The 14348-nt window shown below is 62.9% G+C and carries 9 protein-coding genes and 1 pseudogene; 3 read left to right on the top strand and 7 right to left on the bottom strand.

The features are described from left to right. Positions 1 to 47: 47 nt before the first annotated feature. The 3 genes from GT571_RS06795 to GT571_RS06785 all read right to left on the bottom strand — a co-directional run bounded on the left by GT571_RS06795 (position 48) and on the right by GT571_RS06785 (position 7357). Entirely contained in the window at positions 48 to 3680 is a 3633-nt protein-coding gene (locus GT571_RS06795; RefSeq protein WP_161156246.1) for a UvrD-helicase domain-containing protein, read from the bottom strand. 3 nt (positions 3681 to 3683) lie between these two features. Then, complete coding sequence (locus GT571_RS06790) at positions 3684 to 6836, bottom strand: PD-(D/E)XK nuclease family protein (protein WP_161156244.1); 3153 nt, start codon at positions 6834 to 6836, stop codon at positions 3684 to 3686. Positions 6837 to 7057: 221 nt separating this feature from the next. Then, complete coding sequence (locus tag GT571_RS06785) at positions 7058 to 7357, bottom strand: YerC/YecD family TrpR-related protein (protein ID WP_022094855.1); 300 nt, start codon at positions 7355 to 7357, stop codon at positions 7058 to 7060. Positions 7358 to 7681: 324 nt separating this feature from the next. Between GT571_RS06785 and GT571_RS06780 the strand changes: the two genes are divergently transcribed. Then, positions 7682 to 8047 carry a phage holin family protein gene (locus GT571_RS06780; RefSeq protein WP_055250947.1) on the top strand — a complete coding sequence of 122 codons (366 nt, stop codon included), beginning with the start codon at positions 7682 to 7684 and terminating at the stop codon, positions 8045 to 8047. 142 nt (positions 8048 to 8189) lie between these two features. Here GT571_RS06780 and GT571_RS06775 read toward each other — a convergent pair whose 3' ends face one another. Further along, positions 8190 to 8618, bottom strand: a complete 429-nt coding sequence (locus GT571_RS06775; RefSeq protein ID WP_117564502.1) for an RrF2 family transcriptional regulator — start codon at positions 8616 to 8618, stop codon at positions 8190 to 8192. A gap of 253 nt (positions 8619 to 8871) precedes the next feature. On the opposite strand from GT571_RS06775, the gene cysK reads away from it, so the two are divergent. Both cysK and mnmA read left to right on the top strand, forming a co-directional pair. Beyond that, positions 8872 to 9810, top strand: a complete 939-nt coding sequence (cysK, locus tag GT571_RS06770; RefSeq protein ID WP_055250951.1) for a cysteine synthase A — start codon at positions 8872 to 8874, stop codon at positions 9808 to 9810. Positions 9811 to 9991: 181 nt separating this feature from the next. Beyond that, positions 9992 to 11092 carry a tRNA 2-thiouridine(34) synthase MnmA gene (gene mnmA / locus GT571_RS06765; protein ID WP_124786046.1) on the top strand — a complete coding sequence of 367 codons (1101 nt, stop codon included), beginning with the start codon at positions 9992 to 9994 and terminating at the stop codon, positions 11090 to 11092. A gap of 136 nt (positions 11093 to 11228) precedes the next feature. On the opposite strand, the gene GT571_RS06760 is transcribed toward mnmA, so the two are convergent. The 3 genes and pseudogenes from GT571_RS06760 to GT571_RS06750 form a co-directional block, all read right to left on the bottom strand. Then, positions 11229 to 12248 carry a M42 family metallopeptidase gene (locus tag GT571_RS06760; RefSeq protein WP_161156304.1) on the bottom strand — a complete coding sequence of 340 codons (1020 nt, stop codon included), beginning with the start codon at positions 12246 to 12248 and terminating at the stop codon, positions 11229 to 11231. 264 nt (positions 12249 to 12512) lie between these two features. Continuing rightward, on the bottom strand, positions 12513 to 13679 hold the full coding sequence (fucO, locus tag GT571_RS06755) for a lactaldehyde reductase (protein ID WP_022094861.1): 1167 nt from the start codon (positions 13677 to 13679) through the stop codon (positions 12513 to 12515). A gap of 444 nt (positions 13680 to 14123) precedes the next feature. Continuing rightward, positions 14124 to 14348: pseudogene (locus GT571_RS06750) on the bottom strand (IS30 family transposase); the annotation flags it as partial.

Genomic DNA, 14348 nt, shown 5'->3' with positions numbered 1-14348 from the left:
CTTTTTTGGCCAGAACAGTCCGTATTCCACCGCAAGTTATCTGAGGGCTAAAGGTTGTAGGTGACTACTTGAGGTTCGGCGGGTTCGACGAAGATGGTTGGATCCAGCTGCTCCACACGGACGAACTTGACGGTCACGGCCTCAAAGCCCGCCTTGTGCAGAACATCAGCGTAAACGCGCGCCTGCAGGGCGTGCTTCTCCTGCAGCTGTTCCGGCGTCTCGTCCGGTGTGCCGCCCGTCTTGTAGTCGATGACCAGCGCGCGTGACGAATCCGCCGGGTTCGTCGCCAAAGCATCGATGGCGCCCTCGGCATATGCACCGTAGCGAGCGATGTCCTCATCCTCGCAGCCCAGCGAAAAGAACGGCACCTCGGCGCGAACGCACGGCCAGGCAAGCAGCTCGGCACGGACCGCCGACTTGAGCCAGCGATCCAGGGCAACGTCGAAGCGTTCGCGCTGTTCCGGCGTCAGGCGCCACAGGCGAGCCAGGGCGTCGGCACGCTCGGCGGGCAGCGCATCGGCACCCATCTCGATCAGCCACTGGCAGGCGGCATGGAACGCCGAGCCCAGCGCCATGGGGTTGCCGGCGGGCTCAACGGCGGCCACGCCTGCATCCGTCATCTCGGAACCATCCGACTCCGCATCATCGCCAGCCTCGTCCATGGGCACATGCGCCTCGGCGGCTCGGTCCTCGGACTCGGCATGCAGCGCCGCGGCAATTGACGAGTAGCTGTACGAATCGCGCGCCGGATACGGGCAGGTGCCCATGCGCACGCCCACCGCCTGGGGATACACGAGCTCAAACGCATCGGGCTCGGGGTCGGCTGGACCGGGAACAGCGGCGTGGGCATCCGCACCGGCACCCTCCGGCTCCGCATCGCCGCGGACAAGCCTGCCCTCGACATCCAGCGAAGCGTTGACCTCAAACGCCTGCTCGCCAAACGTAAAGTCCGCCAGCGAGATGAGCTCGTAGTCGCCCGGCTTGGAGTTGTCGAACACCAAACGGTCGCTATCGAGCTGCGGTATGTCCAGGCTGTCGGTCGGCAGGATGCGGCGCAGCACGTCGTAGGTCAGATCCGTCTCGACATCGAAGGTCGGCGCCGTCACCTTGCCGCGGCTCACGCCGACATCCATCGCCAGAATGACCAGCTCGCGCGCTCGCGTCATGGCGACATAGAGCAAGCGAGCCCGCTCCTCGAGCGAAAGCTGCAGGTCGTCGTTGCGCAGGCGAACGAATGCCTCGGCGGGAGAACCCGTCGCGCAGACATCCTCCATGAGCTCCGGCGGCAACCATAGCGACGTGCCCTTACCCTTAAACGCATGCTCAAACTGCTTTTTGACGTCATCGCCCTTTACGAACGTGCCGTCCGCGAGTTTAACGCCGTCGAAGCGTGCCGGCAGCGCCACGACCTGCGCTCCACCCTCGACACGCCCCATCTGAGCCGCACCCGAGGACTTACGCACGCCAAAGCACTCCGCAACCGCCACGACCGGATACTCCAGGCCCTTGGAGGCATGCACCGTCATGATGCGCACCGCGCCGTCGCCCTCCTCGTTGAGGGCGCCTGGGGCCTCCTTGCCCGCCAAGAAGCGTTCGAAGGCAAGCGCAATGGAACGCGGCGAGTTACCGAACTCGGCCTCCGCCTCGGCCACGGCATCGAGCGCCTTAAGCACGTTGGCGGCAATGGCCTTGCCCTCGGGACCACGCTGTGCCAGACGCACAAACCAGCCGGAAGCGTTGACAGTATCGCGCGCGATGGCGGCGAACGAATCGCGGCCCACGCGACGAAGCGCATACCGCAGCACCTCGCGGGCGCGCGTCACGAGCGGCAAGTCTTGCAAACCCGGCACATCGGAATCGCTCATGATGCCCACGTCGATGTTGCGGCGCGAGGTCTCCCCCGTCTGGTCGTCCAGCTTGGTCGCCAGCGCCAGGAACTCCTGGGCGCCGAGCGCAAACATCGGCGAGGCGAGCAGTGGCATAAGGCCCTGCGCCGTATCGACCGGATTGGCGAGCGCGCACACCAGAGCGCGCACCGTCTGCACCTCGGCAGCCTGGGCAAAGACCGAGCCGCCTGCGATCACGCAGTCGAGCCCTTGGTCGCGGAAGGCCTGCGCATAGACATCGGCGTTGGTCATGCGGCCCAGCAGCAGGACCATGCTGCCCTGGGGCTGCCCCGCTTTGACGAGCGCTTGGAACCGCTCGGCAATCGCACGAGCTTTCGCCTGCGTTCGCTCCTGCGTGCTGCCACCGGCAACGAAGACCGCCTGGCGGCGCGAAGCCTTTGCCTTGAGCTTGTCCTCGCGATCGTCACTCGGCTCAAGATCCAAGAACCCCTGCATCAAACCACCGGTATCGCCGTCAAAGACGCGCGCCACATAGCGCAGCACCTCGTCGTGGCTGCGGAAGTTGCGCACGAGTTTGACGAGCTCGCCGGCGGGGGCATCGGATGCGACAGCCGTCTCGGGCGCAGCAGAGGAGCCCACTTTGCGCTCCTGGCGGCGGAAGACCTCAACCTCGGCGCCACGGAAACGATAAATCGACTGCTGCGCATCGCCCACGGTACACAGCGCACGCTCACCCGCGCCGGTCAGGTAACGGATCAGGTCAACCTGCATCTGGTCGGTATCCTGGAACTCATCGATCATGACCATCTTAAAGCGGCCCTCATAGGCTGCTCGAATAGCCGGGTAGTCGCGCAGCGCCTCATAGGCCATGCGCAGCAGGTCGTTGTTATCGAGGGCGGACTGCTCGGCCTTGAGTGCGCGATACTCGGCCTCGACGGAGCGAGCCAGGCCCACCAGCGCATCGAGCGCCGGGCCGCCGCAGGCAAGCACGATATTGATAAACGCATCGGCCGCCTCGGCCTTGAGCAGCTCCACCTGCTCCTTAGGGAATGCCTTACTCGCCCGAGGCATGGTACACGACATCATGAGTCGCGCCGCATCGGTCATGGTCTTGCCGCTCGCCTCGAACGCGTCGATGGCATCGAGCGCCGTCTGTGCCTTCTCGGTCGCGGCCTTGCTTGCGCCCAACGCCGCGCGATAGGCATCGGCGAGTGCCGAGGTATCGGCCTGGCCGCGCGCCACGCACACGTCGTCCATACCGCCCGGCAGCTGGCTCGATAGCTCCAACAGATCGCGCACCAGGCCTTTGACGGTCGTGCCGGCGCCAAAGGGACCGCCCTCGCCCGCCATGGGATACCAGGCGTAGAGGGCCTTGAGCGATGCCGCGAGCTCGGGGGCGGCATCGGGCGCCGTCGCGCGACCCAACACATGCTCAACAGCCTGATCCATGAGCTCGTCGGTATCGGTGAGCACCGTGAACTCGGGATCGATGCCCAGCTCCAACGCGTGTGCGCGCAGGATACGCGAGCACATGCCGTGAATGGTCGAGATCCACGCGTCGTCGACGGTCAGTGCCTCCTCGTCCATGCCCTCGTCGATAAGCGCACGGCGCACGCGGTCGCGAATCTCGGCCGCGGCATCTTTGGTAAAGGTGATGGCGAGCACCTGGTCCAGATGTTCAACGAACGGACCGGATTCGGGCGAGAGCGCGTAGACGATGCGGCGCGTGAGGGTAAAGGTCTTGCCCGAACCGGCGCCCGCCGAGACAAACAGCGGACGGTCGAGCGTCTTGACGATCTGCAGCTGTTGCGGCATCAAGGTCGAAAGATCCATGGTCTACACGTCCCTCCTTACAAACGTTCCTTCATGGTTATACGAGCAGCGCGCATGCGCGGCCTGCGTCGACGCCGGGTCGACAGCGGCGACGTCGCCCGCCTCGAGCTCATGCAGGCGCTCGGCGATACCGGCCTCCACGCGGTCGAGCAGGGCATCGAAGTCCATGTTGCCGCCCTCGCCGGGAAAACCCTTCTTAAGCCCCGGAATGCGGCCGTCACCACGTTCCTCCTCGAGCAGCTCGGCACTCGCGGCGCCTCGCAGCGCCGGTTTGCCGCCCTTGGTCGAAAAATAGAGCGCCGCACGGGTATCCAGATCCAGCGCCCGGCGCATGGCCTGGGCGTAGATGAGCGTTTGGGTATGTGGCGGTAGCCACCGCGGGTCGTCGATGGCGGCCTCACCCGATTCCTCGTCGCGCACCGTAGGGTCGGCGAGTTTAAACTCCTCAACGCCCGTGCGGTGCTTATAGTCGATCACCACGGCGCGTTTCTCGGCATCCACGTCCACACGGTCGATGCGCCCGCCGAGCGGCCAGCCGGCATACTCGACCTGGAGCTCGTTGAACGCAAACTCCAGGTAGCGCGGCGCGAAGGGCGCGAGCGCCTCGGACTCGTAGGCAAGAACGCCCTCCAGCTGCGGCAAAATCTCGGCCACCTGGCGCTCCTCCACCGGGGAGAGCGGCACGAGCGGGCCCTCGGTACCGCGCTTGCCCGCATGCTCGGCCAAGGTCTCGTCAAAGACCTCGCGCAGCAGCTCCTTCGCGCGTGGCAGATTCATGGGTGTCACGCGCTCCATGCCCTCCTGGGGCAGACGGGCATGCAAGTGTTCCAGCACGTCGTGGACAAAGTTGCCCTTCTCCATATTGCCAAAGCCAGCGTCGATCGACTGGGGCTTCACGCGGTACGAGACGAACCAGCATAGCGGGCAGGTCGAATAGGCCTCGATCTGCGAGGCAGACGTCAGGCGCGGCACCAGCGGCGCATCCTCGCCCTCGCCATCGCGACGACGCAGGACCAAATACGGAATGGCTTCATCGCTCAGATGCTGAGGAGCTTCGCAGGTCACGCGCTCGCGCCTAAGACCTTCGCCTGCCGCGGGATCGAAGTCCCTTACGATATCGCCCTCACCCACACACTTCGCCTTGTCGGCGCCAACGGCCTTAGCGTCGTCAGCGGCCTTGTCGGCGTCAGCGGCCTTAGCATCGTTAGCGGCCTCGGCATGCGCCCGCAACTCGGTCCACACGGCCGCCGGATAGCACTCGCGCGCCTGACGATCGTGGGTCACACGGGCGAGCGTAACCGGACCACGCGACGCTTGTATCGCGCGGCCAAAGCGTGCGCGCAGCAAGACCGCAGGCTCAAGCGTCACACCGCTGCGATCTAACTCTGCCGTCAGCGTTGCCAGCGGGCCCTCCTCATGTGAGAGCGGATAACTGTCCAGGTCGACGTCGGCAAACAGCACGGCATCGTAGCTGCCGGGGCGCAGGGCCGCCGCATCGGCAAGCGAAGCAAAGCGAACCTGGGCGCGTGGCGCACGGTCAACCTCGTAGGTCTCGTAATCGTAGGCGGCGCTACGCTTGTCCACCTTGGTGCGAATGTCATCGAGCACGGGCACGGTCGCGGCCTGCGACACGTCGAGCGCACGGGCGCCATTCATAAGGATGTCGATGACGTGGCGCAGCAGGGCCACCTCCGCCTGGCGACGGGCCTGACCGTCGAGACCGCCAAGTGCGCGATCGGGCAGTGCCTCGGCAACGGCAAGCATGGCCTTGAGCGCCGTCACGGGTTTGTCGCGCCGCAGCGCCTGGAACACGTCCGAGATCACGCACGGCACGTTCTTAAACCAGTTCTCGTCGCTCGCCGCTTTACGCGCGCCCCTCACCTGGCCCTGCACGCTCTGCAGCAGGCTCTTGACGCCCGCAGTGGTCTTGCTGCGCGACAGTCGCATATTCTTGTCGAACGTGCGCGCGCTGGCGGCGTCGGCACCCGAAAGCGGGCTGTAAATCCAGTCGGTAAGCTCCGGAGCGGGCCACCACTCAGTCTTAGAAGCTGCCCCTTCGTCGGCGGCCTTCATACGCTCGATCAGGTTGGCGAGCGCCGTGAACTGCCTGCCCGCAATGGATTGGGAAAACGCCGTGAACTCGGCCGTCTCGGCAGCAACGTGGCGCGCCGCCAAACGAGCGGCAAGCTCGCCGAACAGCTGGGGTGCCCGGGCAGAAACAACGAGCACGCGTACGGGGTCGGCGGGTGTTGCAGCAACTTTATCGTCCTTGGACTCCTTGTGCGCTTTCACCAACTTATCGATGACGTCCGCATAAGCATGGGCACGGGCATGGGGGCCGGCGACCTCAATAAAGGCAGGCTGAGCAGCGGACTTGGAGGCAGTCTGGGGCGCGGCGGCGCCCTCCCCCAGCGGCGCGATCTCAAACAGCACACCGCGGACATCAAATGCCGCGGCAAGCTCCTCGCGCATCGCCGCTTGCTCGCGGGCAAGCAGCACGACAACCTCTCCCCCGTTGTTTGCCACGGCGGACAGCAGCTCGAGCAGGCTATACGTAAATGACGTGACGCCGCGCACGCAAACGGCGCGGGCGCACCCCGGCAGGTTGTCGGCCAAAGCGCCGGCCATAATGTCAGCCGCCTCGCAGGGCTCGACCATATCTCGACGGTCCAAACCGCGCGCATAGGCGCACAAAAGTTCAAACACGCGAGCCTCGGCGTCGCTTTTGGGCTTGGGCTTGCAAACGTTGTCGCAGCAACGCTCGGTGCCTGTCCCTGCCACACCCGGCAGCACATCGCGAGCCATACGCGCGAGCATACGCACCGTGCCCTGGCTGCGCGAAAGCGGCTGCAGGTCGGCGTCGTCGAGGCGTGCTACCATGTCCGAAAACAGCATCTGGCGCTGCAGGTTGTCGACGAAACCGCGCCCGTCGCCCAAAAGCTCCCAAAGCGAGCGAAGCCACGATGTAGGCGTCTTGTAGTCAATACCCAGCGAAACGCCGGCTTCCGCCGCATCATGACGGCACAGGTCGAGCTCGGCAAACGTTGGCGCCAGCAGCACGGCACGCCCGTGGCGGGCAATAAGGTCGGCAAGCAGCGCCGCCTCGGCATCGCTCAAATCCGCGCCGGCGTTGGTGGTATAGATTCGAACAGGCATGGTCCTCCACTCAAACCGTTCGCAATATTCAATGCTTCCATCCTACCCGCCCGCGCGGACAGATTTGCCCCACGCCAACAGATTTGACCCCTTGGAGACAGAGGAAAATGGATCACCGAGGAGGTCAGTCTAACCCAGTGATCCGTTTTCCTCCGTCCCCAAAGGATCAAAAAACCGCCCCCGAAGGGACGGTTCTGCGCAATTCGTTTGTTGCCGCTGGCCTACTCGCCATCCTCCAGCTTGATGAGGATCTTGCGATAGCCGCCGTACTCGCCGTTGAGTGCCTTGGACACGCGGCTCACCGTAGTGGACGAAGCGCCGGTGCGGGCCTGAACCTCAACATAAGGCTCGCCCTCATCCAGATAACGCGCAACCTGCAGACGTTGCGAAAGATCGCAGATCTCGCGCGGCGTGCAGATATCGGTCAAAAACGCCTGGATATCCTTCTCGTCATCCAAAAGACTAAATGCGTGGACCAGCTGCTTGACATCAGGCTTGTCAAACATGTTCTCGATATTCATCGATCACCGCCAAACCCGCCATAAGGCATCGAAGTTGATACTGACATCGGGCATCGTTCGCCCGTTCTATGCAATAGGGCAACGCCTGTGGCTTTTGCCCGTAGCAGTGTAGCACACCACCAAACTAAAGCGACAAGACTCTCTGCCAGCGGCGCGTTTTTCAGGACGAACGCCGTTTTGAAACCGAATGCGCACGTAAGCTCCACGAATATCTGAGACAATGGGCGGCCGAACAAGGCGGCACACCCGAGCGGCCGTCCAAGCCGCCGCAGCAAACCGCTTCACGCGACACCGACGCACCCTGCGCAAGAAAGGATTCACACCATGCGCTTTATGCTTAACTGGCTCTTTACCTCGATCGCCATCGCGATTGCCACGTTCCTCGTCCCCGGCATCCAGCCCTTCGGTTTTGCCGAGGCCTGGGTCTGTTTCGCCTTCGTGGGACTGTTCCTGAACATCGTCGATTCGCTCGTCAAGCCGTTTCTGACGGTTATCTCGCTGCCGCTCACGATCATTACGCTGGGTATTTTTCAGCTCGTAGTCAACAGCTTTATGCTCGAGCTGGCCAGCTATCTGTCGGTCAATCTGCTGGGCGCGGGTATCTCCATCGCCAGCTTTGGATCGGCCTTTATGGGCAGCATCCTGGTGTCCATCATGCGCAGCATCCTCGACAGCATCGCCGAGGGCTAAAACGGCCATTCCGGCCGCGCCCGTCTCAACAGCCCAAAACGAAGGCCGCCCATCACAAAAATGGGCGGCCTTCTTATTTGCCAAGTCTCAAAGGGCGAGAGAATCTGCCATTTCCACCCCGTCCCCAAATGGCAGGTGTGGGTTAGATGACGTAATCGTAGCCTTCGTTGGGAGCGACAAGTTGATCGAGCGTCACACCGTCGAGGTAGTCGTTGATAAGCTTGTCCAGGTTCTTCCACACGTCGAGCGTGGGGCACTCGTCAGAGCGCGAACAACCCTTGCAGTCGCCATCCAGGCAGGCGACCGGCGCCAGGCTGCCCTCGGTCAGGCGCAAGATCTCGCCCACCGTGTACTGCTCGGGCGGGCGCGTGAGCACATAGCCGCCGCCCTTGCCGCGCATGCCCGAGAGCATGTTGGCGCGCACGAGCGTAGCCAGAATATTCTCGAGGTACTTCTCCGAAATACCCTGACGCGCCGCAATCTCTTTAAGCGGGATACGGCCTGTCGCCTGGTGCTCGGCCAGGTCGACCATAACGCGCAGGGCATATCTGCCCTTTGTGGAAACCAACATATATATAGCTGCCTTTCGGTCTTTTAATTCGTAGAAATTCTAGCCGAAAAATTGGTTTTGAAAATACCTATTCCCGTCAAGATGGTTAATCGACTCGTAATAATCTTCTATTTCCTATTGCGTTACTAGGCTTTACTGTCTACTATGCTTGCCAACAGCAAAACGAACAACCTATAAGGTTTGTGGGTTTCGCTGCCACACACACCGTAAAACCACACGGTATCCAGTCATTTGAACACTTTGGAGGTTCACCATGAGCAATGTTTACACGTCCATCGATCAGCTTATCGGCCACACCCCGCTTCTGGAGCTCACCCACTTCGAGGCCGACGAGGACCTCAAGGCCCGTGTGCTCGTCAAATTGGAATACTTCAACCCCGCCGGGTCCGTCAAAGACCGCGTCGCCAAGAACATGATTGACGAGGCCGAGAAGGCCGGCAAGCTCGTGCGCGGTGGCGACTACACCATCATCGAGCCCACGAGCGGCAACACCGGCGTCGGCATCGCCTCGGTGGCGGCGGCCCGCGGCTACAAGGTGATCATCACTATGCCCGAGACCATGTCCGTCGAGCGCCGCAAGCTCATGCAGGCATACGGCGCACAGCTCGTGCTCACCGACGGCTCCAAGGGCATGAAGGGCGCTATCGCCAAGGCGGAGGAGCTGCAGAAGGAAACTCCCAACAGCATCATCGCCGGCCAGTTTGTGAACCCCGCGAACCCGGCCATTCACAAGGCCACGACCGGCCCCGAGATCTGGGACGACACCGACGGCAAGGTCGACATCTTCGTCGCCGGCGTCGGCACCGGCGGCACCGTGACCGGCGTGGGCGAGTTCCTCAAGGAGCAAAACCCCGAGATTCAGGTCGTCGCCGTCGAGCCCGCCACCTCCCCGGTGCTCTCTAAGGGCCAGGCCGGCCCGCACAAGATCCAGGGTATCGGTGCCGGCTTTGTGCCCGACGTCCTCGACACCCAGGTCTATGACGAGATCATCCCCGTCGAGAACGACGATGCCTTTGCCACCGGCCGCGCCGTGGGCCACAAGGAAGGCGTGCTCGTGGGCATTTCGTCCGGCGCCGCCGTCTGGGCCGCTCTGCAGCTGGCCAAGCGCCCCGAGAACGAAGGCAAGACCATCGTGGCGCTGCTCGCCGACACCGGCGAGCGCTACCTGTCCACGGCGCTCTTCCAGGACTAGAGCTTCTCGTTCTTAGAACGAGTCCAAGGCACGCCGGTCTCCCCTCTCTTCTGGCAGCCTGAGCTCATCCCAACAGGATGCCCCACGAGACGTCCGAACTTGCTACAATGTCTGCGGCGCGGAACCAGCCTCCCGCGCCGCTTTTCTTTTTTGGCCACATGCCACCAAGGAGAACCTCCTCATGCACAACAAGCGCGTGCTCGTCGCCATGAGCGGCGGCGTCGATTCCAGCGTGACCGCGTATCTGCTCAAAAGTCAGGGTTACGAATGTGTCGGTGCCACCATGCGCCTCACCTGCCCCGCGCCCGATCCCGCCACGGGCATGAGTAAGGTCGACCACGACATCGCCGATGCAAAGGCCGTCGCCGAGCGCCTGGGGATACCCCATCACGTGCTCGACTTGCAGCAAACCTTCGACCGCAACGTTGTCGAGCGTTTTATGAACGCCTACCAGGAGGGGCTGACGCCCAATCCGTGCATTATCTGCAACCGCCACATTAAGTTTGGCGCGCTGCTCGATGCAGCGCTGGACATGGGCTGCGACTACATCGCCACGGGCCATTACGCCAAAACAAGCCAGGCGGCAGACGGCACCTGGCAGCTGCATCGCGGCGAGGACCCTAAAAAGGACCAAAGCTACTTTTTGTATTCGCTCACGCAGGAGCGCCTGGCGCACACGATCTTTCCGCTGGCAGGCCTAGACAAAGAGCGCGACGTGCGCCGCATAGCCGCCGAGCAGGGCTTTACCAACGCCCAGAAGGCCGAAAGCGAGGACATCTGCTTTATTCCAGACGGTAACTACGCGGGCTATATCGAGCGCCGCTGCGGACATCCCGCTGCACCGGGCGACATTGTGTGGCGCGACGGCAGCGTGGTCGGGCGCCACAACGGCGCGCTGCGCTACACCATCGGCCAGCGCAAAGGCCTGGGCGTCGCGATGGCGCATCCTGTGTATGTGACGGGCGTCGACGCCGCTAACAACACCGTGCATCTGGGCGAGGCCGAGGACCTGACGGCCACGGCGCTCACGGCCAACGACTGGATCTGGAGCGCCCCTGCCGACCGCATGGAGGCCGAGCTGGATGCCGGCGGCATCCGCGTGGGCGCCAAGTACCGCTACCGACAGAAAGACCAGGCAGCGATCCTTACGTGCGGCGAAGACGGGCAAATGTTGCTGACCTTTGACGAGCCGCAGCGCGCCATCGCCCCCGGCCAAGCCGTTGTAGTCTATCGCGGCGACATCGTCCTGGGCGGCGGCACCGTGACCGGCGCCATCAAATAGCCCCATCCCCTTCATAAGTTGCGGTGAAATAGGGACTGTTTAAGCGTTTAAAACCGCCAAACAGTCCCTATTTCACCGCAAGTTAGAGAGGACAGCCTCGGTCGGTACTGCCGTGTCAGCCGAGGCCGCTGCATCGTTAGCGCTGGACGTAGGCGCGAACGAGCTCGTAGGTGTTGCGCACACCGTCGATGTGGCTGCGCTCGTAGTTGTGGCTCGCATACACGCCTGGGCCGATCAGGCCATGGCGAATGTCATAGCCGGCCGAAAGCGTGGCCTCGACGTCGGAACCGTAATGCGGGTACACGTCGATGGCGTAATCGAGCTCCAGCTCGCGCGCAATATTGGACAGTGTGGTCACCAGATCGTAGTTGTAGGGGCCGCCCGAATCCTTGGCGCAAATCGACACCATGCGCTCGGTGCAGCCCAAGTCGTCGCCCACGCAGCCCATGTCAACGCTGATCATCTCGCGCGTGTCGGCCGGCACAAAGGCACCGCCGTGGCCAACCTCCTCGTACACGGTAAAGAGCAGCGACACCTTGCGCGAAAGCGTCACCTCGCCGCCAGCAACGGCGCGGGCCAAACCCAGCAGAATCGACGCGGACAGCTTGTCGTCCAAGAAGCGGCTCTTGATGTAGCCGCTCTCCGTCACCGTGGTGCGCGGATCCATGGCGATGATATCGCCCGTCTGAATACCCAGCTCGAGCGCATCGTCCTTGCTGTCAACGTTCTCGTCGAGCAGGATTTCCATGTTCTTCTCGATGGTCTTGACCGGCTCATCGGCCACATGCGCCGAAGGCTCGGTATTGAGGACCACGCCCGTGTAGACATTGCCATCGCGCGTGTAAACGGTGCAGTTCTCGCCATCGGCCGTAGACCACTGATGCCCGCCGAGCGTCGTGGGACGCAGGCGACCATTGTCCTTGATGGAGCGCACCATGGCGCCCAGGGTATCGACATGGCTCGCCAGTACGAGCGGCTCACCCTCGCCACCAAGCTCAACCAACACGTTACCCTTATTGGAGCGCTCGGGGCCAAAGCCCATATCGCGCAACGTTTCCATTAGATAGTCAGTAGCCGCACGGGTATAGCCCGTAGGTGAAGCAATCGAGGTAAGCGCCTTCAACTGGTCAGTAATATAGGAGAGCGTAGAATCCATCTTGGACACCAAAGTCACCCTTTCATATCGAATTAAACCCACAGCAACAATACCACCACGCACAATTATTTACCTAGCGAGACAACCCATCGAGCTTCCCAGAGCAGCGCCCGCCACGATAACGAGCCGGCGGGCCCCTGCCCGTTAGCCCCAGAATCTTTCCGCAGGACAGAAGGAGGCCCCGCCGCACGTAGTGCGCAGCGGGGCCTCCGACATGTCCGAGGACGATTCTGGGGCTAACGGGCAGGGGCCCGCCGAACCATGTTAGGCAGCCGGGCAGATCTTCTTGAAGAGCTCGATGACGTCGTCGAGCGTCGCCTCGCGCGGGTTGCCCGGGAAGCAGGCGTCGGCCATGGCGTCCTTGGCCAAGACCTCGATCTCGTCGGCCTTCATGGCCTCGCAGACATGCGGGATGTTCACGTCGGCGGAAAGCTGCTTGACGGCGGCGATAGCGGCGTCAGCAGCCTCGTCGGTGCTCATGCCCGTGGTGTCAACGCCCATGGCGACGGCGACCTTGGCCAGGCGCTCGGCGCAAACCGGCTTGTTGAACTCCATGGCGATCGGCAGCAGCATGGCGCAGGCGACACCGTGCGGGGTGTCGTAGTGAGCGGACAGGGTGTGAGCCATGGCGTGGTCGATGCCCAGGCCAACGTTGGAGAAGCCCATGCCGGCGACATACTGGCCAAGAGCCATGCCCTCGCGGCCGGAGCCGGGCTGACCGGACTTGGCCTCGGCAACGGAGTCGCGCAGGTTCTCGCTGATCAGCTTAATGGCCTCAAAGTGGAACATGTCGGAGAGCTCCCAAGCGCCCTTGGTGGTGTAGCCCTCGATGGCGTGGGTCAGAGCGTCCATGCCAGTGGAAGCGGTAAGGCCGGCGGGCATGGAAGCCATCATGTCGGGGTCGACGACGGCGACCTCGGGGGCGTCGTTGGTGTCGACGCACACGAACTTGCGGACCTTTTCGGGGTCGGTGATGACGTAGTTGATGGTCACCTCGGCAGCGGTACCGGCGGTCGTCGGCACGGCGATGGTGAACACGGCGTGGTTCTTAGTCGGAGCAACGCCCTCGAGGCTGCGGACATCGGCGAACTCGGGGTTGTTGATGATGATGCCGATAGCCTTGGCGGTGTCCATGGAGGAGCCGCCACCGATGGTCACGATAGCGTCAGCCTCGGCGGCCTTAAAGGCCTCGACGCCGTCCTTGACGTTCTGGATGGTGGGGTTGGGCTTAATCTCGGAGTAGAGGCTCCAAGCGATACCGGCGGCATCGAGCTCGTCGGTCACCTTGGCGGTAACGCCAAACTTGACCAGATCGGGGTCGGAGCAGACGAAGATCTTCTTGTAGCCGCGACGCTGGAGCTCGCCGGGGATCTCCTTGATGGCGCCAGAACCATGATAAGAAATGGTGTTGAGAACGAAACGATTAGCCATTGATAGCCTCCCATCGTGTGCGGGGCACCCATTACGCCCCACGCTATGAGTCTCATCCTAACGCTTTTGAAACAAAAAACTCGTGAGAACGTCAAAAGTGTTAAAGCGTTTCAACATAATAACGGAGCCCCAGCCCTCCCCTCCCGACTGCAGCGAAGGCTATATTATAGGAGCAATTGCCCAAAGAATACGACCAACTCAGTCTATAAATTGTTTCGGTTGATTTCCGATCTCAGCCGAACACATTGAGCAAATAGGCCATTCCCGCACCTAGCCGAACGCCCCCGCGGCCCCTCCCGGGGTCCGGGGGCGGCATTTTCCCAGTTGAAGGAACGGTGGAGATGTGTTTCGATGGGTCCGGTGGCCATGCTCCGCCCGCCGCCCGGCGCCTCTTCCCAGACTCAGCCGGACGGTCGGTCCGTCTATTCCGTTTTTCCTTCTAGGCTAGGACAGCGGGGCATCGCCCCTTTCCGCGCGCGCCCGCTCGATGAGCCCCGGCGTCAGGTCGAGCTCCTCGACGGGCACGTCCTCCACGCCGTACGCCTCGAGCAGCGCCGCCGCGTCGCCGCCGAGCATCGCCCGGAAGGCGCGGGCGGGCGTCGCGAAGCCGAGCGCGCCGCGGGGCTCGGAGTTCACGTGCGACATGGCCAGCGCCAGGTCGGCCGGGGC

The organism is Collinsella aerofaciens, assembly GCF_009876115.1.
Lineage (GTDB): Bacteria > Actinomycetota > Coriobacteriia > Coriobacteriales > Coriobacteriaceae > Collinsella > Collinsella aerofaciens_N.
This window is presented reverse-complemented; position numbering and strand designations above follow the sequence as displayed.